This is a genomic window from Aeromonas sp. SE22 (assembly GCF_038739755.1).
Lineage (GTDB): Bacteria > Pseudomonadota > Gammaproteobacteria > Enterobacterales > Aeromonadaceae > Aeromonas > Aeromonas jandaei.
Window position 1 is genome coordinate 70,756 of sequence record NZ_JBCGFD010000010.1, and the last position, 21,106, is coordinate 91,861.

26 protein-coding genes are annotated in these 21,106 nt (G+C 61.2%); 15 read left to right on the plus strand and 11 right to left on the minus strand.

The features are described from left to right. Positions 1-39: 39 nt before the first annotated feature. Positions 40-1,377 carry a murein DD-endopeptidase MepM gene (gene mepM / locus AAHA39_RS15195; RefSeq protein ID WP_043849679.1) on the minus strand — a complete coding sequence of 446 codons (1,338 nt, stop codon included), beginning with the start codon at positions 1,375-1,377 and terminating at the stop codon, positions 40-42. A gap of 259 nt (positions 1,378-1,636) precedes the next feature. Between mepM and AAHA39_RS15200 the strand changes: the two genes are divergently transcribed. Both AAHA39_RS15200 and AAHA39_RS15205 read left to right on the plus strand, forming a co-directional pair. Further along, positions 1,637-2,932 carry a LapD/MoxY N-terminal periplasmic domain-containing protein gene (locus tag AAHA39_RS15200; RefSeq protein ID WP_320656101.1) on the plus strand — a complete coding sequence of 432 codons (1,296 nt, stop codon included), beginning with the start codon at positions 1,637-1,639 and terminating at the stop codon, positions 2,930-2,932. Continuing rightward, positions 2,929-3,870, plus strand: coding sequence for a TAXI family TRAP transporter solute-binding subunit (locus AAHA39_RS15205; RefSeq protein WP_320656100.1), 942 nt, complete (start codon positions 2,929-2,931; stop codon positions 3,868-3,870). The genes AAHA39_RS15200 and AAHA39_RS15205 overlap by 4 nt, the downstream gene beginning before the upstream one ends. Here the strand turns inward: AAHA39_RS15205 and AAHA39_RS15210 are convergent. Both AAHA39_RS15210 and znuA read right to left on the minus strand, forming a co-directional pair. Continuing rightward, positions 3,865-4,539, minus strand: a complete 675-nt coding sequence (locus tag AAHA39_RS15210; protein WP_071912588.1) for a transglutaminase-like cysteine peptidase — start codon at positions 4,537-4,539, stop codon at positions 3,865-3,867. The genes AAHA39_RS15205 and AAHA39_RS15210 overlap by 6 nt on opposite strands. 75 nt (positions 4,540-4,614) lie before the next feature. Next, positions 4,615-5,580 (minus strand): zinc ABC transporter substrate-binding protein ZnuA, encoded by a 966-nt coding sequence (gene znuA, locus AAHA39_RS15215; RefSeq protein ID WP_320656099.1) that lies wholly within the window; start codon positions 5,578-5,580, stop codon positions 4,615-4,617. Positions 5,581-5,676: 96 nt separating this feature from the next. Between znuA and znuC the strand changes: the two genes are divergently transcribed. Both znuC and znuB read left to right on the plus strand, forming a co-directional pair. Continuing rightward, positions 5,677-6,453, plus strand: a complete 777-nt coding sequence (gene znuC / locus AAHA39_RS15220) for a zinc ABC transporter ATP-binding protein ZnuC (RefSeq protein ID WP_320656098.1) — start codon at positions 5,677-5,679, stop codon at positions 6,451-6,453. Between the two features lie 21 nt (positions 6,454-6,474). Beyond that, entirely contained in the window at positions 6,475-7,254 is a 780-nt protein-coding gene (gene znuB / locus AAHA39_RS15225) for a zinc ABC transporter permease subunit ZnuB (protein WP_043849673.1), read from the plus strand. Positions 7,255-7,261: 7 nt separating this feature from the next. Here the strand turns inward: znuB and AAHA39_RS15230 are convergent, their stop codons facing one another. Then, on the minus strand, positions 7,262-8,152 hold the full coding sequence (locus AAHA39_RS15230) for a LysR substrate-binding domain-containing protein (RefSeq protein WP_219278802.1): 891 nt from the start codon (positions 8,150-8,152) through the stop codon (positions 7,262-7,264). A gap of 91 nt (positions 8,153-8,243) precedes the next feature. Here AAHA39_RS15230 and AAHA39_RS15235 point away from each other — a divergent pair, with 91 nt between their 5' ends. Further along, positions 8,244-9,101, plus strand: a complete 858-nt coding sequence (locus AAHA39_RS15235) for a DMT family transporter (RefSeq protein ID WP_041209234.1) — start codon at positions 8,244-8,246, stop codon at positions 9,099-9,101. 9 nt (positions 9,102-9,110) lie between these two features. On the opposite strand, the gene AAHA39_RS15240 is transcribed toward AAHA39_RS15235, so the two are convergent. Beyond that, the gene (locus tag AAHA39_RS15240) at positions 9,111-9,692 is read right to left on the minus strand and encodes a uracil-DNA glycosylase family protein (protein WP_071912579.1); all 582 of its coding nucleotides are present in this window, start codon (positions 9,690-9,692) and stop codon (positions 9,111-9,113) included. Between the two features lie 102 nt (positions 9,693-9,794). Here AAHA39_RS15240 and rarD point away from each other — a divergent pair, with 102 nt between their 5' ends. Beyond that, a complete protein-coding gene (gene rarD, locus AAHA39_RS15245) occupies positions 9,795-10,691 on the plus strand; it encodes an EamA family transporter RarD (protein WP_320656097.1) in 897 nt (298 codons plus the stop codon). Here the strand turns inward: rarD and AAHA39_RS15250 are convergent. Further along, positions 10,673-11,407 carry a substrate-binding periplasmic protein gene (locus AAHA39_RS15250; RefSeq protein ID WP_320656096.1) on the minus strand — a complete coding sequence of 245 codons (735 nt, stop codon included), beginning with the start codon at positions 11,405-11,407 and terminating at the stop codon, positions 10,673-10,675. The genes rarD and AAHA39_RS15250 overlap by 19 nt on opposite strands. Before the next feature lie 44 nt (positions 11,408-11,451). Here AAHA39_RS15250 and AAHA39_RS15255 point away from each other — a divergent pair, with 44 nt between their 5' ends. After that, positions 11,452-11,799 (plus strand): GIY-YIG nuclease family protein, encoded by a 348-nt coding sequence (locus tag AAHA39_RS15255; RefSeq protein ID WP_320656095.1) that lies wholly within the window; start codon positions 11,452-11,454, stop codon positions 11,797-11,799. A gap of 84 nt (positions 11,800-11,883) precedes the next feature. Here AAHA39_RS15255 and pspG read toward each other — a convergent pair whose 3' ends face one another. The 3 genes from pspG to pspA are packed head-to-tail and all read right to left on the minus strand — an operon-like array spanning position 11,884 to position 13,019. Continuing rightward, on the minus strand, positions 11,884-12,102 hold the full coding sequence (pspG, locus tag AAHA39_RS15260) for an envelope stress response protein PspG (protein WP_209297180.1): 219 nt from the start codon (positions 12,100-12,102) through the stop codon (positions 11,884-11,886). 45 nt (positions 12,103-12,147) lie between these two features. Then, positions 12,148-12,354, minus strand: a complete 207-nt coding sequence (locus tag AAHA39_RS15265) for a PspC domain-containing protein (RefSeq protein ID WP_033115086.1) — start codon at positions 12,352-12,354, stop codon at positions 12,148-12,150. Positions 12,355-12,356: 2 nt separating this feature from the next. Further along, a complete protein-coding gene (pspA, locus tag AAHA39_RS15270) occupies positions 12,357-13,019 on the minus strand; it encodes a phage shock protein PspA (RefSeq protein ID WP_139394224.1) in 663 nt (220 codons plus the stop codon). A 22-nt stretch (positions 13,020-13,041) separates the two neighbouring features. On the opposite strand from pspA, the gene AAHA39_RS15275 reads away from it, so the two are divergent. Then, positions 13,042-13,242, plus strand: coding sequence for a hypothetical protein (locus AAHA39_RS15275; RefSeq protein ID WP_320656094.1), 201 nt, complete (start codon positions 13,042-13,044; stop codon positions 13,240-13,242). Here AAHA39_RS15275 and AAHA39_RS15280 read toward each other — a convergent pair. Next, the gene (locus tag AAHA39_RS15280) at positions 13,230-13,958 is read right to left on the minus strand and encodes a 1-acylglycerol-3-phosphate O-acyltransferase (RefSeq protein WP_033115089.1); all 729 of its coding nucleotides are present in this window, start codon (positions 13,956-13,958) and stop codon (positions 13,230-13,232) included. The genes AAHA39_RS15275 and AAHA39_RS15280 overlap by 13 nt on opposite strands. A 175-nt stretch (positions 13,959-14,133) precedes the next feature. Here AAHA39_RS15280 and AAHA39_RS15285 point away from each other — a divergent pair, with 175 nt between their 5' ends. The 4 genes from AAHA39_RS15285 to AAHA39_RS15300 are packed head-to-tail and all read left to right on the plus strand — an operon-like array spanning position 14,134 to position 17,877. Beyond that, the gene (locus AAHA39_RS15285) at positions 14,134-14,511 is read left to right on the plus strand and encodes a hypothetical protein (RefSeq protein WP_033115100.1); all 378 of its coding nucleotides are present in this window, start codon (positions 14,134-14,136) and stop codon (positions 14,509-14,511) included. Between the two features lie 50 nt (positions 14,512-14,561). Continuing rightward, a complete protein-coding gene (locus tag AAHA39_RS15290) occupies positions 14,562-16,604 on the plus strand; it encodes a protein-disulfide reductase DsbD family protein (RefSeq protein ID WP_320656093.1) in 2,043 nt (680 codons plus the stop codon). 10 nt (positions 16,605-16,614) lie between these two features. Beyond that, the gene (locus tag AAHA39_RS15295) at positions 16,615-17,355 is read left to right on the plus strand and encodes a DsbA family protein (protein WP_320656092.1); all 741 of its coding nucleotides are present in this window, start codon (positions 16,615-16,617) and stop codon (positions 17,353-17,355) included. 3 nt (positions 17,356-17,358) lie between these two features. Beyond that, positions 17,359-17,877, plus strand: coding sequence for a protein disulfide oxidoreductase (locus AAHA39_RS15300; protein WP_320656091.1), 519 nt, complete (start codon positions 17,359-17,361; stop codon positions 17,875-17,877). Between the two features lie 77 nt (positions 17,878-17,954). On the opposite strand, the gene AAHA39_RS15305 is transcribed toward AAHA39_RS15300, so the two are convergent. Beyond that, positions 17,955-18,779, minus strand: a complete 825-nt coding sequence (locus AAHA39_RS15305) for a LysR family transcriptional regulator (RefSeq protein ID WP_320656090.1) — start codon at positions 18,777-18,779, stop codon at positions 17,955-17,957. Between the two features lie 130 nt (positions 18,780-18,909). Here AAHA39_RS15305 and AAHA39_RS15310 point away from each other — a divergent pair, with 130 nt between their 5' ends. From AAHA39_RS15310 to atcJ, 3 genes are all read left to right on the plus strand, one after another. Beyond that, entirely contained in the window at positions 18,910-19,788 is an 879-nt protein-coding gene (locus AAHA39_RS15310; protein ID WP_320656089.1) for an NAD(P)-dependent oxidoreductase, read from the plus strand. Continuing rightward, the gene (locus AAHA39_RS15315) at positions 19,785-20,525 is read left to right on the plus strand and encodes an SDR family NAD(P)-dependent oxidoreductase (protein ID WP_320656088.1); all 741 of its coding nucleotides are present in this window, start codon (positions 19,785-19,787) and stop codon (positions 20,523-20,525) included. Before AAHA39_RS15310 ends, AAHA39_RS15315 begins: the two co-directional genes overlap by 4 nt. Positions 20,526-20,805: 280 nt before the next feature. After that, the gene (atcJ, locus tag AAHA39_RS15320) at positions 20,806-21,090 is read left to right on the plus strand and encodes a cold adaptation protein ActJcold adaptation protein ActJ (RefSeq protein ID WP_005343121.1); all 285 of its coding nucleotides are present in this window, start codon (positions 20,806-20,808) and stop codon (positions 21,088-21,090) included. The last annotated feature ends 16 nt before the right edge of the window (positions 21,091-21,106 follow it).

Below are 21,106 nucleotides of genomic sequence, written 5' to 3' on the forward strand. Positions count from 1 at the left end.
AATCTGGCGGGGCCTTTTCATTTCAGGCGATGACAGGTATCAACCTGCAGCCAGCTCCTTGCGGTAGCCTTTCACCTTGGCCAGGAACTGGCGACGCTCCTTGCCGCTGAGCGGTTCGGCCATCGGCAGCTTGGCAGTCATGGCGTTGACCGGTCGATTGTTGATGCGCAGCTCGTAGTGGAGGTGAGCACCGGTCGAGCGACCCGTGTTGCCGGAGAGGCCAATCTTGTCGCCCATCTTGACCCGCTGACCCGGTTTGACCAGCAGCTTGCTCAGGTGCAGATAACGGGTCGACAGGGTACGGCCATGCTTGATGACGACATAGGTACCTGCCAGCGGGTGGCTGGTTGCCTTCTGGACGACACCGTCACCGGTCGCCAGCACCGGAGTGCCGACCGGCACTGCAAAGTCGGTGCCCTCGTGAGGACGCACCATACCGGTTACCGGATGTTTACGCGCCGGGTTGAAGTTGGAGCTGATCCGGTAGCGGCTGTGAGTCGGATAGCGACGGAAACCGCGCTCCAGACTGTTGCCCTGACCGTCGTAATAGTTGCCGTCATCGGAGAGCCAGGCAGATACCGTCTGGCCCTGGCTGGTCACTTCCACACCCAGAAGCTGGCTGTTGCCGGTGCTCTTGCCCTCGACGGTCTCCTGACGTACCAGCACCTTGAATTTGTCACCCTTTTTCAGATCCTGGGCAAAGTTCATTCGCCACTGGAACAGGTTGGCAATCTTCTGGATATGGTTGGCCGGAATACCGGCATTACGGGCGCTGACATAGAAGCTGCCATTGATCACGCCATCGTAGCGCTGCGGCTGCCAGTCCACCTTCTCGTTGATCATCGAGGCGGTATAGGTGTCGTCGGTGCGCGCCATCACCAGCGTCTGCTTGATGTTCAGGCGGATCTTGAGCTGCTGCAGGATGTTGTCCTGATCGATCAGCAACTCGATGGTCTGACCCGGTTTGAGCCGCGCCAGATAGTTCTTGTTGTCCGCATCCAGCACCTTGTAGAGGGTGGTGGTCGAGAGCCCCAGATTGTTGAAGATGGCGGTCAGATTCTCGCCATTGCGCACCCGGTAATCCTGCCACTGCGGCGCGGTATCAACCGGAATATCATCGTCCGGCGTGGCGGGATCAACCAGTTCGTGATCGGGGATTTCGTTAAAGTCGGTGTTGTTTTCGTTGGTTGCCGTACCCGCAGTATCAATCGGCAACTCCAAACGCAGGGGCCGCTCCAGAATGTCCCCCGGAGCCGGCAGCAATGCCACTGCTGACAGGGTCATCGCCGTCAGCATCACCATTGCGTAAAAGTGTTTGCGGGGAACCGGTGGTTCCCAATTGGCAGCCTGTGCTACCAAGGGACGGAGACGTTTCATCCGCTATCCTGTCTTTATATCTGAAGAGTGTGAGTTGCGATGTGGTAGTACCAAATCCGCATAAAACTGTCTGTTTGACAAAAAACGATACAAATAGTTCATCGCAATCTGCATGAACTTCACATTTTATGCATAACCAGCCCGGATGGGCAGAAATGATCGTCTTTTTTAACCATTTTTTCCTATTTTTAAGAACCGGCTCGCCATAGCGCCAGAATAAAAACCGCAAATGTTGCAATAACTTTTCCATGGAGTGGAGATGACGTTATCAAAACTATTGAGCAGGATAATCCTCATCCTGTTTCTGATCGGTGCCATCCTGCTGTTTGTGCTGGAAATCACCACTGTCCGCCAATCCATCATCGACCAGATGTCTGCCAATCTGGAGACTGCCGTCACCGCTCTGGGTCTGGTGCTGCAAGGTACTTTGCTCAACGATGACAAGGTGCTGGCCGAAACCATCGTCAATGCCATGTTCGATGGCGGCTTCGTCAGCTCTGTCAGGTTGGTCGACCCGGACGGACAACTGCTGTTCCAGAAGGTGTTCCAGGCCACCCAGCAAAACGTGCCTGGCTGGCTTCCCTCGGTTATCGGCATGCCACCGGTCAAGATTGAGCAAGAACTGACCGATGGCTGGCGCATGCTCGGAACCCTGACACTGGAAGGTCACAGCGGCTACGCCTACCAGCACCTGTGGAATGCCATCAGCCGTATCGGACTGGCACTGCTGGGTGGACTGGTTGTCTTTACCCTGGTGATCTCCCTGGTCAGCCAACGGCTGCTAAAGCCGCTGGAACAGATCAACCAGCAGTTAATCCGGGTCCGCAAGCACCAGTTCAACAGCGCCCTCCCCACCCCCTGGCTGCTGGATCTCAAAGAGGTGGTGCTCTCCATCAACCAGCTGGTCTCCGAGCGCAAGCGCGACCTGTTGCAGCAACGCCTCAAAATCACCCAGATGGGCAAGCAACTGCAGCCATCCGCAGCGCAGCCCCTGCAAGGGCTGACCGACACCCGTGGCGGCCACCTGCAAACCTTCGTCTCGACACAGGGCGAGATCACCCTCTACCAACGCTTCCTGCCACACCCGGCACTCACCGCCGACAGCGAGCTGGCCACCATTCAAGCGGTTCTGGAACAGTGGTTGCAGCACCATGTTGAAGGGATCTCGCTACCACTCTCCCTGCTCCACCACCCGCAGTGGCAAGCCATAGCACCGCAGCTGACCCGGGGAAGAGGAAAGACACTCGACTGGCGCTGGGATGTCACCGCTTTCCCGGCTGAGGGTGAGTCGATATTGACCCGCTTGCAGGAACAGGGGGTCGAGCTGGCGTTTAGCGCTATTCCGCTCAATACGGAGACCTGCAATCAACTCGATCCCCTCAATCCTGTCTTTGTCTGCTGTCAGCTGAGCGAGGAGCCGCTCTACTGGCATCTTCTCTCGCAAACCATGCATGCGGCTGGCTACACCCTGTTGGCCGAGGCGGGCACTGGCAGCGATATCGACAAGCTGCGCACCTGGGGAATTGATGGTTATGCCAGGGAGGCACAATCATGAAAAAGCTGGCTATCTTGCTGATGCTGTTCGGCCAAGCCGGAGCAATGGCCGCACCGGCCACCATAGCAACAGGGGGTGAACAGGGGATCTACTATCAGGTCACCAGCGAATTCTGCCGGCTCGCACACAAGACTGACCCGCAGATCAGCTGTGCGCTGCAGGCAACCTCCGGTTCGATGGAGAACCTGCAGCGACTGCGGAGCGGTGAAAGCCGCTACGCCATGGTGCAGTCTGACTGGCTCTATCAGGCCAGTCAGGGTAGCGGCCCCTTCGCCAACGCCGCACAAACCGGCCTGCGCGCGCTGTTCGCAACCCATGCCGAACCCTTTACCATAGTGATCCGGGCCGACGGCGATATCTCCTCGCTGGAGCAACTCAAACTCGCCCCTATTGATATGGGGCTGAAGGGCTCCGGTACCCGCCAGACTGCGCTGGCTCTTTTCAACTTGCTGGGCGTCAAGGAGCAGGATCTCGACCTGAAAAGCGTGGCCAATGAAGCCGAGGCGCTCTGCAGCAAACAGATCGATGCCTATGGACTGGTGATGGGACACCCCAACCGCATTGTGCTCGATACTGCCAAGCGGTGTGCCATCCGATTTCTGCCGGTCGATGGCGCTCTGCGCGACCAGCTGATCAAGGGGGTCAGGTATTACCAGCGCAGCCAGGTGCCCGCGCGCATCTATCCGGGCAATCTGAAAGCCACCCCCACCTTTGCCATTGCGGCCACTCTGGTGACCAATGCAACCACTCCTGAAGAAGAGGTCTATAACCTGACCCGTGCCATGCTGGCGCAGCAGACCAAGTTCAACGAGCAGACTTATGGCTACGCCAACATGTTCCATCAGGCACGCAACAAAACAGGCCCGGTGCTGAGCATTGAGCAGCATCCGGGCGCAGCCCGTTATTTTGCCGAGTTGAAAGCCGCCGGGAAGCTATAGCTGGCGGCGGGGAGAGCGCAGTTGCTCGCTGGAGAACCGGGTCTTCATCGACGTCCACTGCGCCAGCCTGTCGGCACTGCCTGCCAGCGTTCCCTCACGGCGGGACTTCATGATCCAGATGCTCTTGGCATCGAAGCTGTAGACAGGGATAAGGTCGGTGCGCTGGCTGCCGGGCAGGATTCGACTGTTGATGTTGTCGAGCACCAACGGATCTGATTTGGGGGTCGCGAAATAGAGCGTCACCATGTGGAACTGGTTGTAACGCACCGCCTTGACGTAAGCCAGCCGCAGCTTTTTCTCGTCCACTCCCAGCTCCATCAGGGTGTAGTACTTGGAGATGCTGTAATCCTCGCAGTCGCCACCGCGAGCGCCGATAAACTCCAATGGATTGGCCCAGTAGTCCGCCTCTCCCCACAATCTGGGATCATCGCTGTAGGTCAGGTTATTGAAGTAGTGATTTACCAGCTCGATCTTCTGCTGATCCGTGGTGCCGGCTCTGGGCGTCAGCAAGCGGGAAAACGCCTCGGCGCGCTGAATGGCACGCCCGCCGTAGACCTCCTGCAACTTCTCCCGCAGCTCGGGGCTGGCGATATATTCCGACAGGCGGGAAGCCTGCACACCGGCACAACCGAGAGCCAGCATGCAGGTGGGGATTAACAGCCATTTCATACCGGACACTCCATGTCAGATGCTGGAGGTCAGTATAGTCCCAGACAACAGAGAGCAGGCTCTTCGGGCCCAGTGTCAACGACACTGGGCAAAAGCGTTGGCCAACTGCTCCATGAACTGGGGATAACCATCCGGGCCGAGCGGCACCTGTTCACCCACCTCATCCAGCAACAGCACTCTGGCGCCGGTATTGCGGGCAACCGACTCGATCACCGCCGGCGAGAATTGCGGCTCGGCATAGATACAGCTTGCCTGCTTCTCCTCCAGCGCCTTGCGGATCTCGACCAGTGTTTTTGCTCCCGGGCGACGCTCCGGACTGACGGTAAAGTGGCCCTTGGAACTCATGCCATAGTGACGCTCCCAGTAGCCATACGCCTCGTGGAAGACAAAGTACCCCTTCTCATTCACTGCCTTCATCTGGCCGGCAATCACCTTGTCCTTGGCATCCACCTTGGCAGTAAACGCGGCCAGATTGGCCTCGTAGCGCGCCTTGTTGGCCGGATCCTGCTTGCCCAGCTCGCTGGCGATAGCGCCGGCAATCACCTTGGCCTGCATCGGTCCAAGCCAGATATGGGGATCGATCCCTTCATGATGATGACCTTCATGTCCTTCATGTCCTTCATGTCCTTCATGTCCTTCATGTCCTTCATGTCCTTCATCGCCATGGTCATGAGCCGCATGGTCATCGTGCTGATGGCCATCATGGCAACCCTTGGTCGCGTAGTTGAACAGCGGCATGCCCGGCACCTGGGTCAGGGTCAAGACATGGGGATGATTGGCCAGAGGTTTGCTCATGAAACCCTCCAGCTCGGGGCCGACCCAGACCACCAAATCGGCCTCTCTGATGCTGCGAACATCGGAGGGGCGCAGAGAGAAGTCGTGGGGAGAAGCGCCGGTTGGCAATAGGACTTCCGGCTCACTCACACCTTCCGTGATCGCCGCCGCAATAAAGCCGAGGGGCTTGATGGTGGTCAGCACCTCCACGGCACGAACAGGCAAACTCACCGCCAGCAGGGCAGTGAAAAAAGCAATAATTCTCATTGGTGAATCTCGTCAGCGGGTGATTGTGTGATAATATAACAGCTTCTGTTTTTTGTTATATTATAACTCTCACTGGCTGTAAACCCCGGAGCTGTCATGACCCAACTGGTAGAGCTGAAAGAGGTCTGTCTTTCGTTCGATGGACGCTCAGTGCTCGACAAGGTCTCCTTTACCCTCAATAAAGGCAAAATCACCACCCTGGTCGGCCCCAACGGGGCGGGCAAGAGCACCCTGAGCAAACTGGTATTGGGTCTGCTCACCCCGGATTCAGGCCAGATCATACGCAGCCGCGATCTGAGAGTCGGCTATGTACCCCAGCGCCTCTATCTTGATCCCACCCTGCCGCTCACCGTGCGCCGCTTTCTGCAGCTGGGCAAGAAGGGGCGGATCTCCATCGAAGAGGCGTTGACCAGAGTCGGCGCCGAAGGGCTGCTGGACAACCGGATGCAGAAGCTCTCCGGTGGCGAGATGCAGCGGGTACTGCTGGCGCGCGCTCTGCTGGTCAAACCCGAACTGCTGGTGCTGGATGAGCCGGTGCAGGGGGTGGATATCAACGGCCAGATCGAGCTCTACGCCCTGATCGGCAAGCTCGCCGCCGAATTCAATTGCGCCGTGATGATGGTCTCCCACGACCTGCATCTGGTGATGGCCAGCACCCACGAGGTGATCTGCCTCAATCGCCACGTCTGCTGTCATGGCGAGCCGGAGAGCGTGGCCCGCCATCCCGAATTTGCCCGCCTGTTCGGGCGACCGGAGCAGGAGGTGCTGGCGGTCTATACCCATCATCACCACTGCGACGGCGAACACCATCATCATGAACCGCAGGCCCCCGTCATCCGCCTGCCCTCTCGCAACAACGCTCACAGCAAATAGCGCAAGCAACAGGACATTCAAGTGGACAGCTTTCTGTTATACGCCCTCGCGGCCGGCCTCGGCATCGCCCTGCTGGCCGGCCCCCTCGGCAGCTTCGTGGTATGGCGCAAAATGGCCTATTTTGGCGACACCCTCTCCCACGCCTGCCTGTTCGGCATCGCGCTGGGCATCCTGCTGCAGGTCGATCTCACCCTGGCGGTAGTGGTCTGCTGCCTTGCCATGGCGATGCTGCTGGTGATCATGAGCCGCAACCAGCAGGTAGCGACCGATACCCTGCTCGGGATTCTGGCCCACAGCGCCCTGTCCCTCGGTCTGGTTACCTTGAGTTTTATGGATAACGTGCGGGTGGATCTGATGGCCTACCTGTTTGGCGACCTGCTCTCGGTACAACCGATGGATCTGCTCTGGATCTATGGCGGTGGTGCGCTGGTGCTGCTCACCCTGTGGCGACTGTGGGATCCCCTGCTCTCCATGACCATCTCGGAAGAACTGGCGCGAGTTGAAGGGGTTCGGGTCGATGTGCTGCGCTGCGTGCTGATGCTGCTGATCGGGCTGGTGATCGCCGTAGCGATGAAGTTTGTCGGGGCGCTGATCATCACCTCCCTGCTGATCATCCCCGCCGCTACCGCCCGCCGTTTCAGCCAGACGCCGGAGCAGATGGCCGGCTTTGCCGCACTGATCGGCTGCCTTGCCGTACTCGGCGGGCTGACCCTATCTTGGTATCAGGATACTCCGGCGGGCCCGTCAGTAGTGGTCTGTGCCACCAGCCTGTTTGTCCTAAGCCAGTTCAAGAAGGCTTGATACCACGCTAGAGCGGCATGCTCTGGCGTGTCTCCATCATCAGCCACTGGCGTAACCGGTTGATGGCGGGCTCATGGGCCCGTGAGCGCTTGCAGGTGAAATAGAAGGCATCCCCCGTCTCCAGCTGGTGTACCGGCAAGGCCACCAGCTGGGGATCATCGGGCCGCAGCATGTAGTCATTCACGAACGCCACCCCCTGATCCCAGGCCGCCGCCTCCATCGCCAGCAACACATGGCTGAAGTGGTGCATCCGCGCTTCGTCAGGGATCACCAAGCCACCCGCCTTGGCCCAGCGCTGCCAATCCTCCCCCCGCGCCTTGTAGATGGATTGCACCGATAGCAGCGGCAGTTGCCAGATTGCATCTGGCCACTCCCCCTCCACTTGCTGCAGCAAGCGGCGGCTGCAAACCGGAAAGAGCCGCTCCTGATAGATAAGGTCGTGGCAGTAACCCCGCCCGTGGGGTGAGACTGTGATAAAACAGTCGGCCACCCGATCGGAAAGCTCGGGATCCTCCGCCACCATCTCCAGACTGAGATCCAGCTCTGGATAGAGCTGGCGTAACCCGGCCAACCGCGGGATCAACCACTTCACCGCAAACGAGCTGTAGACCGCGAGGCGCAACCGCATCTCGCAGCCCCCGCGCAGCTGTTCGCTGCTCTGGGCAATCTGGCCGAGCCCGGCAGCAATCCCCTCGAAATAGCTCTCCCCTTGCGTCGTCAACGAGAGCAGGCGCCCCTGACGCAGCAGCAACCGCTCCCCCAGAAAGTCCTCCAGCAGGCGGATCTGGTGGCTGACCGCACTCTGGCTGACGTTCAGTTCAAGGGCGGCGCGGGAGAAGCTGAGTAGCCGGGCCACCACCTCGAAATATTGCACCGCACGCAGGGGAGGAAGCTTCATTATCTAAATATCTCATGGGTGGTCATTTTTTATCATTTTACTGGATATCAACCAGCACGCTACCCTCCCCTCATCTGAAGTGGGAGGTGGTATGAATGCAGTGGGGATCGGCATCCTTTATCTGGTGCTGGGCAATATGGTGGCGGTTTTTTCCGATGCACTGGTCAAGGTACTGGAGCCGGATCAGCCCATCTTCCAGTTTGTCTTTTTCCGCCAGGTTTCTGCAGCCCTCCTGCTGATGCCCTGGCTGCTCTGGTCATGGCGTCGCAACCCGCCGGTGGCCATCAAGTGGCACCTGCTGCGGGCCCATATCTGGGCGGTCGGTGTCTGCCTGATGGTAGTCGCCCTCACCCGCTTGCCGCTCGCCACTGCCAACGCCCTCTTCTATGCCGCGCCGCTGATGATGGTGCCGCTGGCAGTGTGGATGGCAGGAGAGGCGATCTCGCGCCAGAAGGTGCTGACCGCAGTCATCGGGTTTATCGGGGTACTGATCGTGCTGCGCCCGACCGAAGTGAACTGGGCCGCACTGGCGGCGCTCGGAGTGGCGCTGTCGATGGCGCTCAACAATCTGTTGATCAAGCGCATCCCGCTCAAGCAGCCCATCGCCCAGACCCTGTTTTTCACCAACGTGCTGAGCATGCCCTTCATTCTCGCGCTGGCCTGGTGGGAAGGGGGCGACTGGCAGTGGCAGATGTGGTGGCCCGCCTTTGGCTCCTCGGCGCTGATCATGGTCTATGCGGGATTGTGCGTGGTGGCCTATCGCAAGGCGGAAGCGAGCAAGATCGCCTCTGCGGAATATACCGGTCTGCTGATGGCCGTCGCCATCGGGGTATGGCTGTTTGACGAGCAGCCGGGTCTGCCGCTGCTGCTGGGCTGTATCTGCATCGTCCTGCCGCTCATCGCCATGGCGCGCAGCAAACCAAAACCGCTGGCCGAGCCAGCGGTCTAATACTCAGGGTCATTTCAGCAAAGGAGCGACCCTTAGTTGCAGGTGAGGGATGACCTCCTGCTCGAACCAGGGATTCTTTTTGAGCCAGAGGGTGTTGCGCGGGGAGGGATGCGGCAGCGGCAACCAGCCAGGGCTATAGCCGGCCCAGTTGCGCACCGTGTCGGTGAGCGATCCCCTGGCCGCCTTGCCCAGATAGCGATGCTGGGCATATTGACCGATCAGCAGGGTCAACTCGATATTGGGCAGCAGCATCAACACCTTATCATGCCAAGTGGGCGCGCACTCGGGTCTGGGCGGCAGGTCGCCCGACTTGCCCTTGCCGGGATAACAGAGCCCCATCGGCATAATCGCAATGCGTGATTCGTCGTAGAAGGTGGGTTTATCGACCCCGAGCCACTGACGCAAGCGATCGCCGGAGGGGTCATCCCACGGGATACCACTGGCATGCACACGAGTGCCCGGCGCCTGACCGATGATCAGCAGGCGGGCACTCTCGGCCCCGCGGATTACCGGCCGCGGCCCGAGCGGCAGATGCGCCTCGCACAGACGGCAGGCACGGATCTCTTCAAACAGGCTATCCAGTCGACTCATGAGCGCGATAGTAACAGAGTTTTCCACCAGATCTCGCTTGTGAAAGGGGTGGCCTCTATTTATTATTCACTGATAGATGTTTAATTTAATAAACAGGTAGAGATGAAAAACTGGCTAGGCACGGGCACGGGCACGGCGACCCTCTCCTTCATCCTCTGGGGGATGCTGCCGCTCTATTATCAGTTCATGCCCGAGGTCAACATGTGGGAGCTCATCTCCCACCGCGTGCTCTGGTCGGTTATCCTGCTTGGCGGCCTGTTTCTGCTGCTTGGCCACAAGGTTCCCTGGGCACGGCTGCGCAGCGAGCCGCGCCAGCTCGGCCTAATCCTGCTGGCCGGCCCGGTCATGTCGATCAGCTGGTGCATGTTCACCTGGTGCCTCACCACAGGGCAGGTGCTGACCACCAGCCTCGCCTTTTTCATGACCCCGCTGTTCAATATCGTATTCGCCGTCATCTTCCTCAAAGAGCGGCTCACCCCGCAAAAGCATCTGGCGGTCGCCCTGGCACTGGCGGGTCTCGCCTACATGCTCTTCTGCTACGGCCAACTCCCCTGGTTCTCCCTCATCATGGGTGCCAACTTCGCCTGCTACGGCCTTATCAAGAAGAAGATCCACTACGACACCGGCACCAGCCTCTATCTGGAAGCCATGGTGCAACTGCCCGTCGCGCTGATCATCATCGGCACGCTGGCGTGGCACGGGAAAGGGGCATTCGTGAACGGAGATCTGGCCGACAAACTGCTGCTGATGGGCAGTGCGCCCGCCACCCTGCTGCCGGTGGGGCTCTTCTGCTACGCGGTGGCGAGAACCCGGATGAGCACGGTGGGACTATTGCAATATATCGAGCCCAGCCTCGCCTTCCTGCTCGCCATCTACTGGTTTGGTGAAACGCCGGATCCCATCAAGACGGTCGGCTTCGCCTTCGTCTGGGCGGGCTTGCTGGTGAGTCTGGTGCCGCTGCACCGCCTCAAGCGTCAGCCTCAGGGGGAGCCGCGGTAGGACTCCAGGATCTTGTGCCAGGCGGGATCCCGATCCATCTGCTCGGCAATGTCGTTGAGCCGGGCATGAAGTTCGGGGCGGGACTTGGGCACCAGAATGTGGCGGGTATAGCTGGACTGGGCAAAGGGCGAGACGAATAGCTTGCCCTCATAGTCCGGGACGTGGGTGAAAAATGCGAGGGCCGAACCGGGCACCAGGGTCACATCGATGCGGCCGCGCACCAGCAGATCGAGATTGGTCTTCACCTTCTTGGCATCGTGGCGCTCCAGTTCGCCCCGGGCCGCAGCATCATCGATCCCCAGATAGCGATACCCCTCGACACCGCCAAATACCATCCCCTTGAGGGAGTCAGGGCCACGATAGGTAACCGGATGCTGGCGACTTGAGATGAGCTCGTTGGTGTCGCGCATGATGGGGAAAGTCCAGAGGTATAGCTCGCGCTGGGGATCCCCGACCCAGGCCGGGTTGACCCAGGCGACCAGACCGTTGAAGGCAGGATCCGACATCTCCAGCGCCAGTCTGGCGCGATTGACCAGCCAGAGCTCGATCCTGGGTTCACCTCCCAGCCTTTCATTGAGATACTTCACCAGCTCGCTGCTCAAGCCGGCATTCACCCCGGTATTGAAGGGGGGATGCTGGTGGTAATCATAGAGACGGATCGTCTCCCCCAGAGCCGGAACCGACAACAGCAACCACAACCAGAACCAGACTCTCATCGCACCTCCTTGAGCTGCTTTTGAGTTTGGCACAGAGAACATGAATGAGAAAACCCCCGACCGGGGCTCCGGCATCGCCATCCACCCCGCCCTCCTGCTGGTCAATCTATATGGTGCGCACCGCTGCAGGCCTGCTCTATACCGGGATCAGCACTGCGCCGCAGCGCCGCCTGCGCCAGCATCAGAGCGGCAAGGGCTCCCGCGCCCTGCGTGGCAAGGGGCCGCTGGCACTGGTGTGGCAGCAGGAGGTAGGCGACAAAGGAGCGGCCCTGCGCCTCGAATATCGCCTCAAGCAGCAGCCCAAGGCGTTCAAGGAGCAACTCATCACCCGCCCTGATCTCTGGCTGCCGTGGAGCCTGCGCTGGCTCAATCCCGGCAACGCAGAACCATAAAAGGCAAAGCCGGGCCATAAAAAAGGCCACCTCACGGGTGGCCGACAAAAGGGAGTTCAGGGATAACGACACGACTTGCGGCGATTACAGGTAGGTATTGGACCGCCTGCAGCGGTGGCTGATAAGCCAGCAGACCACCAGCACCAGCAGCAACCAGGGGGCCAGCTTGATGATCAGGGCAAGCATGCCGCTCAACAGCCCCAGCAGCACAAACACGCCGCTCACCAGCAGCATGGCCACCAGGGTAAAACCGGTCAGCGCCATCACCAGCAACACTCCCAGCAATATGAAAAATTCCAGCATAACTTGCTCCTTACAGGCACTCTGTGCCGCCGGGCTGCCTTGCGGTCAATCCAGCCAGCGTTTCAATTCATAACGGGGCGGCATCACCAGCACCGCCAGCAGATAGGCAGCCAGAGCCAGCGGCGGCACCAGGATCAGGGCGAGCAGGGCCACTACTCGCACCGTCACTCTGGATATCCCCAGCCGTTTGGCAATGCCGGCGCAGACGCCGGTCAGCTTGCGATGGACAAGATCCTTGGGCCAGGGAGTCATGGTTATGCCTCCACCTTCTGACCCTTGAGACGGGCCAGCTCGCGCTCTATCTCGTCATTGAGTTCCAGCTCGCGGAACTGCGCCTCCAGCGAGGGATTCTGCCCCAGAGTGGCCGCCTCCAGCTGGGCTTCCAGCTGATCGACCCGCCCCTGAAAGCCTTCGAAGCGGGCCATCAGCTCATGCATGCGCTGGTTGTCCACCTGAGCGCGGGCACGAATGCGGCTATGGGCGGTCTGCTCGCGCAGGGTCAGCAGTTTCTGCTTCTCCCGCGCCTCGGTCAGCTTGGCGGCCAACCGTTCGCTGTCGGCGGTAAGCTGGGCCAGCACTTCGGCGACCCGGGCCTTGTCCTGCTCCAGCTGTTCACATTTTTTGACCTCCGCCAGCTTCTCGGTGAGGGCGGCGCGGGCCAGATCCTCACGTCCCTTCTGGATGGCTAGCTCGGCCTTGGCCGACCACTCCTGGATCTGTACCTGCAACGCTTGCTGATGGCGCTCCAGCTGTTTTTGCTCGGCGATGACGCGAGCTGCCTGGGTGCGCATATCGACCTGCACCTGCTCCATCTCCTCGATCATCAGGCGCAGCATCTTCTCGGGCTCTTCACTCTTGTCGAGCAGGCTGTGCAGGTTGGCATTGATTACGTCGGTCAGGCGGCTGAACACGCTCATGGTCTGGCTCCTTGTGGATGGGATGGCTATCTCTTCCCATTGCATTACAAGAGCCGTGCCAAGAAAAATTATTGTTGTTTTACATATAGATGAGGTTTTCACGAGAAAAACCAAGAATGGTTTATTGGTGAAAATAGCCAACAATGTGGTGATTTTTACCAACAAAACAGGGAGCCCGTGGCTCCCTGTTCAATACAGTTATGATGGCGTTCAGGCGGCGTGATGGCGACCCAGCTTGCCATCCAGCTCGGCCAGTTTGGCCTCCATCCGGGCGCGGCACACCTCGGAGAGCTCGCGAATGCCGGCGGCACCGTGCTCTTTGCTGCAAACCGGGGCCATCACCTCCAGCAGCACCTCGCCGTTATCCCAGCGGTTGAGGTCGATCTGGCCGAAGTAACTGGAGCAGACGATGGGCACAACCGGCACTTCAGCCTGCACGGCGGTATGGAAAGCGCCCGCCTTGAATGGCAGCAGACCACGCCCCTGCGAGCGAGTCCCTTCCGGGAACATCCAGATGGAGGTGCCGCGCGCCTTGATGCGCTCCACCACCTGACCAATGGTGCCAATGGCGCGAGAGCGGTTGGAGCGGTCGATCAACACGTTGCCGGAGAGCCAGAAGATGAGGCCGAAGAAGGGGAGCCACAGCAGGCTCTTCTTGCCCACCGCAACCACGCCGGGCTGCACGGCACCGGTCACGGTGAAGATGTCATAGTTGCTCTGGTGGTTGCAGACATAGACCGCAGGCCCGACCGATTTCACCTCGTCGGCCACCGTCACCTTGACCCGGACCCCGATCAGCGGGCAGACCGCGTGATACATGCGGGCGAAGACATAGACGTTGTTGGGGTGGCGCGGACGAACCAGACAGAGCAGCAGGCCGAACAGGAACCAGAAGATGAGCAGCAGACCAAGCAGCAGCACACGGGCAATTTTGAGCATCGAACACCTCGAATTTTAACTCGGCGCAGTATACTGATCCCCCTTTTAGCGAACAAGCGTTCGCCAAACAGAACCGACCACACGGTGCCAACCTCAGCGCTCATAAAACGGCCGGCAACTTGCCCCACCCGCCATTGGCCGTTAGGATGTGGCCATCTTGATGAACGGGGCGAGCATGATTCACCAACAACGCGTGGCGAAACGACTCCTGCTGCTGGTCTGCCTGCTGGTGCTCAATTGCGCGGCCCAGCCGCTGGCCAGGCTGGCACTGCTCGATCATGCCCTCACCTGTCAGGCCCTGCCCGTTCAGAGCATCGATGATGAGCAGAACGACGGCAAGCCGGTCAGCCCGCAGCCCACCAGCTGCCAGCTCAATGGCAAATGGTTGAGCGCCGCCACCCTGCTCTGTGTCGAACAACTCTTCTTTGCCGTCGCCCTGCTGATTGCCCTGCTGGCGCCACTCTGGCGCTATACCCCTCCCTTACCACCGCCAAGGGTTATCTCACCACCCGAGCGGCGACTTCACCTCACGCTCTGCGTCTGGCGGGAATGATTCCGGCCTTTTTCCATTCGCCGTTACTCATTTTTTACGAGACCAGACAGATGACAAACTTTTTCAAGGCAGCCCTGCTTATGGCCTGCCTGCTGTGGCAATCCACGGGATTGGCCAGCGATACCGGCTGGCTCACCAGCCCACAGAATGCTCACGCCAGGGTGCGACTGCAGGCCGACCGCAGCGCCCCTGACCACACCCGCATCCTGCTCGACGTAGCCCTCGAGTCCGGCTGGAAGACCTACTGGCACAGCCCGGGCGAAGGGGGCATTGCGCCCCAGATCCTGTGGGATGAACCGGTCGGAGACTTCCAGTGGCGCTGGCCCGCTCCGCGCCATTTCGAAGTGGCCGGGCTCAGCACCCAGGGTTATCAGGGGGAGGTGCGTTTCCCCCTAAGCCTCAACTACCCCGCCGGCCAACCGCTCAAGGGCACCTTGCGCCTCTCCACCTGCAGCAACGTCTGCATCCTGACCGACTTCCCCTTTACCCTCGCGGTAGATGGGCAGACTCCGGCCGGTTTCGACTTCGGCTGGGCCAAGGCCATCAGCAACCTGCCCCAACCGCTGCCCGCCGCCACCCGGGTCGAGCTCGGTTATCAGCACAACCAGCTGCAACTGCGCGCCGAGCGGGCAGAGGGCTGGCAATCACCCACCCTCTTTATCGACGCTCTGGAAGGGGCCGAGTTTGGCAAGCCGGTGCTCGAGGTCGAGGGCAACACCCTGATCGCCCGGGTGCCGGTGAGCGATGGCTGGCAGGGGGATGCCCCGGATCTGCGCGGCCAATCCCTCGGCCTGCTGCTGACCAGTGGCGAACAGGTGTGGCAGACCAAAGGCTCGATTGGCGAAGCGCTCGTATCGCCAGCGCCGAGCCAACCCCTGCTCTGGTTGTTGGGAGCGGCGCTGCTCGGCGGCCTTATCCTCAACCTGATGCCCTGCGTGCTGCCGGTGCTGGCGCTCAAGCTGGGAACTGTGTTGCAACATCAGGTGCGTGAACAGGGGATAGTGCGCAAGCAGTTCCTCGCTGCCAGCGCCGGGATCATCGTCTCCTTCTGGGTGCTGGCGGCCATGAGCACTCTGCTGCGCGCCACGCAAGGGGCCGTCGGCTGGGGCATCCAGTTCCAGAGCGCCGGTTTTATCGGCTTTATGGTGCTGGTCACCCTGCTGTTTTGCGCCAACCTGCTGGGGCTGTTCGAGATCCGCCTGCCGAGCAACCTCAATACCCGCCTCGCCACCAGTGGCGGCAATGGCCTCGGCGGTCACTTTCTGCAGGGGAGTTTCGCCACTCTGCTGGCGACTCCCTGCTCGGCCCCCTTCCTCGGCACTGCAGTGGCCTTTGCGCTGGCGGCGCCACTCGGCCAGCTCTGGCTTATCTTCACCGCGCTCGGGATTGGTATGAGCCTACCCTGGCTGCTGGTGGCGGCCCTGCCGCGGCTCGCCCTCTGGCTGCCCAAGCCAGGTCGCTGGATGGGGCGCCTGCGCATCCTGCTCGGGCTGATGATGCTGGGCTCCAGCCTCTGGCTGGCGAGCCTGCTTGGCAGCCATCTGGGCAACATGCAGGTTTACTGGCTGATGGCCGCCATGCTGCTGGCACTGCTGATTGGCATCATCTGGCGTTATGGCATGCGCGGCTTCACGCTGGCCCTCTCCCTCTCGGCGCTTGTCGGCGCTGCCCTGCTGCTGGGGGGCGCCTTCACGGCGCATGGGACAGGCAGCATCGACCGGGTGGTCTGGCAGCCGCTCTCGGAACGCGCCATCACCGATGCGCTTGCCCAGAACAAACGGGTCTTCGTCGATGTCACAGCCGACTGGTGCGTCACCTGCAAGGCAAACAAATACAACGTGTTGCTGCGCGATGAGGTGCAAAACGCCCTCTCGGCCCCCGATGTGGTGGCCCTGCGCGGCGACTGGAGCAAACCGGACGACACCATCGCCGCCTTCCTGCGCCAGCGCGGGGCGGCAGCCGTCCCCTTCAACCAGATCTACGGCCCCGGCCTGCCACAGGGAGAGATCCTCTCCCCCCTGCTGGACAAGGCCGATCTGCTTACCCTCTTGAATCAGGCCGGTCTGATCCAGACCAACGCCACCCATTTTTAAGGAGAACTCCATGAACCTGCGCTCCATCGCCCTGTTCACCGCCCTGTTTGCGGGCTCGCTGACTGCTCCGGCCCTGCACGCCGCCCCCTTCACCTCGGAGCAGGAGGCCCGCATCAAGGAGCTGATCCGCGAGACCCTGATCGCCAACCCCAAGATCCTCGACGAGGCGGCCGAATCCTGGGAGAAGCAGAACGCGGCAACCCAACAGGCGCAACTTGGCAACTTCATCAAGGGCAACAAGGATGTGCTGTTCAACAGCCCAACCAGCCCGCGCCTCGGCGCCAAGAACCCCAAGCTGACGCTGGTGCTGTTCACCGACTACAACTGCGCCTACTGCAAGCAGTTCGATCCCCGGCTGACCAAGCTGCTCAAGGCCTATCCGGACGATCTGGGGCTGGTGATCAAGCTGCTGCCGTTCAAGGGGCAGAGCTCTGCCAAGGCGGCCCAATACAGCCTGACCCTGTGGCAGCAGGATCCGGCCCGCTTCCTCGCCCTGCATGACAAGCTGATGAGCAAGCAGGGGATGCTGACCGAGGCGGATATCAACAAGGCGCTGGCGGCCACCGGCAACGTGGCGCTCAAGCCCGCGCCCAAGGCGACCGAAGAGCTGCGCAACAGCCTGCGCATTGGCACCATCCTCGGGGTACAGGGCACACCGGCGACCCTGATCGGCAACCAGCTGGTGCCGGGCGCCGTTCCCTATGAGGAGCTGGAGCAGCTGGTGAAGGCCGAACTGGCCAAGCTGGGATAAGGGATGGCAAGCACCAACCCTCAACCCCGCTGGCGACGCTGGATCAAGGAGGCACTCTGGCTGCTGTTGCTGGCGCTGGTCATCTCGACCCTGCTCGATCTGTGGCGCAGCCCGACCCTGCCAGAGGGAGCGATGAGCGCCCCCGTCACTCTGCAGGATGGCACCAGTACGGATCTCGCCACCCTGAGCCGCGGCAAGCCGCTGCTGGTCTACTACTGGGCCAGCTGGTGCGGCGTCTGCCGTTTCACCACCCCGGCGGTGCAGCGGCTCTGGCAAGAGGGTGAAAACGTGCTGACGGTGGCGCTGCGCTCCGGCAACGCAGAGCAGCTTGGCAAGGGGATGAGCAAGAAGGGGCTGACCTTTGCGACCCACAACGACGAGTCGGGAGCGCTGGCTGCCCAGTGGCAGGTGGGCGTCACCCCGACGTTCCTCGTCATCAAGGATGGGACGCTTGTGAGCAGCACCACCGGCTGGAGCTCGAAGTGGGGCTTGCAACTGCGGCTCTGGTGGGCGTCGCTCTAGCCACGCTAGCATCGTTGCCTTCAACAGGGCCATCCCACCGGATGGCCCTTTTTTATGCCGACATTTTTATCCCGACATCAGGCGGGGAGCTGCATGCCGCGTACCTGCGCCAGCAGGGCGACCACGGCCGCCGAGCGCAACGCATCGGGGGCGTAGCAGAGCCCCACCCGCCGCTTGAAGGAAGAGGCCGCCAGCTCGGCGACCGAACAACCGGGCGGACAAAGCGAACGGGGCAGCCAGCCGATCCCCGCCCCGGCGGCCACCATAGTCGCCGCCAGTCGCAGCGACCCCGCCCGCCGTGGATAGAGGGGCGCCTGATTGCCGAGAATAGCGATCAGCCGCAGGTGGGAGTCGTGACGCGGGCAGGTGACCCAGGGCTCGTCCGCCAACGCTGCCGGGGTGAGCGCCCCCTTGCCCGCTAGCGGGTGATCCGGCGGTAGCACCAGCACGAACTCCTCCTCCAGCAGGGGGATAAAGAGCTCGTCACCACAACGCAGGGATTCGCACCCCAGCCGTACATCGCCACAGCAGCCCTCCTCCAGGGTCAGCAGGATCTCCTCGTGGGCGAGCGCCCCTTGCACCAGCGCACCCACCACGCCATCCCCCAGATCAGCCTCAATCCCCACCGTCACCTCCAGACAGGGGGAGGTTTCACGAAACTCGCGGGCGAGGGAGTCGGTGTCGGCAATCAGCCGCTTGGCGCGGGGATAGAGCCGGTGCGCCGCTTCGGTCCCCTCAACCCCGCGCGCCTGCCGCACAAACAGGGTCACCCCCAGCTCATCCTCCAGCGTCTTGATGGTGGTGGAGAGGGTGGGTTGGGTAATGAAGAGGCGGGTGGCCGCCGCCGTGATGTTGCGCTCCTCGAAGACAGCCACAAACGCACGCAGGGTTCGCACATCCATAGAATTCACCTATACCAGACAGTCATAAAAGCCATTTTTCACGGCGACACGGGGCAAATATAGTGGCTTACCTGCCACAAGGCATCCCAATTCTCTATATCAGCGTCTATCAACACCGTCAGGAGCCATCATGCGCCATCTCTCTGTCATCGGCCTCGGGGCCATGGGCTCCGCCCTCGCCACCACCTTGCTCAAGGCGGGCCATCCGGTCACCGTCTGGAATCGCAGCGCCGCCAAGGCAGCCCCACTGCAGGCGCTGGGTGCGACACTCGCCCCCTCGGTTGGCGCAGCCATCGCTGCAAGTGATATCACCCTTGTCTGCGTCGATAACTACGCCGTCAGCCAGCAGTTGCTGGATGAGGCAAGCGACGCCGTGGCGGGCAAGCTGCTGGTGCAGCTCTCCACCGGCAGCCCGCAGGGGGCCAGAGCGCTGGAGAGCTGGAGCCACGCCCGCGGCGCCCGTTATCTCGATGGCGCCATTCTCTGCTTCCCGGATCAGATCGGCACCACTGACGCCAGCATCATCTGCTCGGGGGCCAGCGCTGCCTTTAGCGACGCCGAGCCGGTGCTGCGCCTGCTCGCCCCCACCCTCGACCATGTGGCCGAGGCGGTGGGCGCCGCCGCGGCGCAAGATTGTGCCGTCGCCGCCTACTTTGCCGGTGGTCTGCTCGGTGCTCTGCACGGCGCGCTGATCTGCGAGGCGGAAGGGCTACCGGTGGCCAAGGTGTGCGCCCAGTTCAGCGAGCTCTCCCCCATTCTCGGTGGCGATGTGGCCCACCTTGGCAAGACGCTGACGAGCGGCGATTTCGATCACCCCTACGCCAGCCTGAAAACCTGGAGCGCCGCCATCAGCCGCCTCGCCGGTCACGCCACCGATGCCGGGATCGACAGCCGCTTCCCGCGTTTTGCCGCCGATCTGTTTGAGGAAGGGGTGGCGCAAGGGTTTGGTCAGCAGGAGGTGTCAGCCCTCATCAAGGTGCTGCGGGCACGCAATGGAGCGGCACTATGAACGGTAAACAAATCGCTCTGGTCACCGGCGCCGCTGGCGGGATTGGCCGCCAGCTCTGTATCGGGCTGGCCGAGGCGGGTTATCGGGTGATCGCCACCGATCTGGCGCCTCACGCTTTCGACCATCCCGAAATCCACTTTCGTCCGCTCGATTTGTGCGATGAGCAGGCCATCGAACGCCTCTTTACCGAGGTGCACGCGCAGCACGGCGGCATCCATCTGCTGATCAACAACGGCGCCATCAGCAAGTTCCACACCCGCTTCGAGGATCTGAGCGCAGCCCAGTTCGATCAGGTGATGACGGTCAATGTGCGCGGCGCCATGCTCTGTGCCCGCGCCTTTGTGCAGGCCAACCGCGATCTGCCTTATGGCCGCATCATCAATATCGCCTCCACCCGCTGGCAGCAGAACGAACCGGGTTGGGATGCCTACGGCGCCTCCAAGGGAGCGCTGGTCGCTCTCACCCAGTCCCTCGCCAACTCGCTGGCCGACCATCCCATCACGGTCAATGCCATCAGTCCGGGCTGGATCCAGGCGGAGGATTACCACTCCCTGACCGAGGCGGATCACCGCCAGCACCCGAGCGGCCGGGTTGGTCGCCCCGACGACATCACCCGCGCCTGCCTCTTTCTGGCCGATCCTCGCAACGACTTTATCAACGGTGCCAATCTGGTGGTCGATGGCGGGATGAGCAAGAAGATGATCTACCACACCTCCGCCTCCTTCTGGGAGGAGTAACCCCTGCGGCGGCAGCCTTACCCCGGCCTGCCGCCCGCCCCTTTCCTGCCCGTTTTTTCATCGCTTTTGCCCCGCCGCCCTTGCACTGGCCAGACCGACTGGCAACAATAGGCACTCAACTGACCCCTCTTCATTTCGCCCGTTAATTGATCGCCCAACTCATCGCGTTGGCGGGCTGTTTCCGTTAAAATGACGGGTTTTTGCCGTGCCTGGTTTGCCAATCCCCACCATCAGGCACTCGCAGCGTGAATCCTATGATGCCAGTGATGCAGGATCTGCCATGAACAACTACTTTCGGGTGCTGGGCGTCAAGTCCAACGCCAGCGAAAACGACATCAAGAAAGCCTATCGTCGGCTGTCGAACCAGTACCACCCCGACAAGCTGCACGGGGCCAGTGAAGAAGAGAAAGAGCAGGCAGCCATCAAGCTGCACCAGGTAAAGCAGGCCTATGAAGTGCTGTCCGATCCGAAACAGCGGGCCGCCTTTATCAAGGATTTCAACAACGTCATCGTGACCGACCCCGCCTCCGCCATGCAGGAGATGTGGGATCAGTTCTACCCCTGAAACAGCAGGCAGAAAG

Coding starts and splice junctions, on each gene's coding strand:
- rarD (WP_320656097.1), top strand. CDS start 9,795: ATGAAAAACTGGCTAGGCACGGGCACGGGCACGGCGACCCTCTCCTTC.
- AAHA39_RS15250 (WP_320656096.1), bottom strand. CDS start 11,407: ATGAGAGTCTGGTTCTGGTTGTGGTTGCTGTTGTCGGTTCCGGCTCTG.
- pspA (WP_139394224.1), bottom strand. CDS start 13,019: ATGAGCGTGTTCAGCCGCCTGACCGACGTAATCAATGCCAACCTGCAC.
- AAHA39_RS15205 (WP_320656100.1), top strand. CDS start 2,929: ATGAAAAAGCTGGCTATCTTGCTGATGCTGTTCGGCCAAGCCGGAGCA.
- AAHA39_RS15305 (WP_320656090.1), bottom strand. CDS start 18,779: ATGGATGTGCGAACCCTGCGTGCGTTTGTGGCTGTCTTCGAGGAGCGC.
- AAHA39_RS15300 (WP_320656091.1), top strand. CDS start 17,359: ATGGCAAGCACCAACCCTCAACCCCGCTGGCGACGCTGGATCAAGGAG.
- AAHA39_RS15200 (WP_320656101.1), top strand. CDS start 1,637: ATGACGTTATCAAAACTATTGAGCAGGATAATCCTCATCCTGTTTCTG.
- AAHA39_RS15315 (WP_320656088.1), top strand. CDS start 19,785: ATGAACGGTAAACAAATCGCTCTGGTCACCGGCGCCGCTGGCGGGATT.
- AAHA39_RS15265 (WP_033115086.1), bottom strand. CDS start 12,354: ATGACTCCCTGGCCCAAGGATCTTGTCCATCGCAAGCTGACCGGCGTC.
- znuA (WP_320656099.1), bottom strand. CDS start 5,580: ATGAGAATTATTGCTTTTTTCACTGCCCTGCTGGCGGTGAGTTTGCCT.
- mepM (WP_043849679.1), bottom strand. CDS start 1,377: ATGAAACGTCTCCGTCCCTTGGTAGCACAGGCTGCCAATTGGGAACCA.
- AAHA39_RS15235 (WP_041209234.1), top strand. CDS start 8,244: ATGAATGCAGTGGGGATCGGCATCCTTTATCTGGTGCTGGGCAATATG.
- AAHA39_RS15310 (WP_320656089.1), top strand. CDS start 18,910: ATGCGCCATCTCTCTGTCATCGGCCTCGGGGCCATGGGCTCCGCCCTC.
- AAHA39_RS15240 (WP_071912579.1), bottom strand. CDS start 9,692: ATGAGTCGACTGGATAGCCTGTTTGAAGAGATCCGTGCCTGCCGTCTG.
- pspG (WP_209297180.1), bottom strand. CDS start 12,102: ATGCTGGAATTTTTCATATTGCTGGGAGTGTTGCTGGTGATGGCGCTG.
- AAHA39_RS15230 (WP_219278802.1), bottom strand. CDS start 8,152: ATGAAGCTTCCTCCCCTGCGTGCGGTGCAATATTTCGAGGTGGTGGCC.
- AAHA39_RS15280 (WP_033115089.1), bottom strand. CDS start 13,958: ATGCTCAAAATTGCCCGTGTGCTGCTGCTTGGTCTGCTGCTCATCTTC.
- AAHA39_RS15210 (WP_071912588.1), bottom strand. CDS start 4,539: ATGAAATGGCTGTTAATCCCCACCTGCATGCTGGCTCTCGGTTGTGCC.
- AAHA39_RS15285 (WP_033115100.1), top strand. CDS start 14,134: ATGATTCACCAACAACGCGTGGCGAAACGACTCCTGCTGCTGGTCTGC.
- AAHA39_RS15290 (WP_320656093.1), top strand. CDS start 14,562: ATGACAAACTTTTTCAAGGCAGCCCTGCTTATGGCCTGCCTGCTGTGG.
- znuC (WP_320656098.1), top strand. CDS start 5,677: ATGACCCAACTGGTAGAGCTGAAAGAGGTCTGTCTTTCGTTCGATGGA.
- AAHA39_RS15275 (WP_320656094.1), top strand. CDS start 13,042: ATGGCTATCTCTTCCCATTGCATTACAAGAGCCGTGCCAAGAAAAATT.
- AAHA39_RS15295 (WP_320656092.1), top strand. CDS start 16,615: ATGAACCTGCGCTCCATCGCCCTGTTCACCGCCCTGTTTGCGGGCTCG.
- AAHA39_RS15255 (WP_320656095.1), top strand. CDS start 11,452: ATGAGAAAACCCCCGACCGGGGCTCCGGCATCGCCATCCACCCCGCCC.
- atcJ (WP_005343121.1), top strand. CDS start 20,806: ATGAACAACTACTTTCGGGTGCTGGGCGTCAAGTCCAACGCCAGCGAA.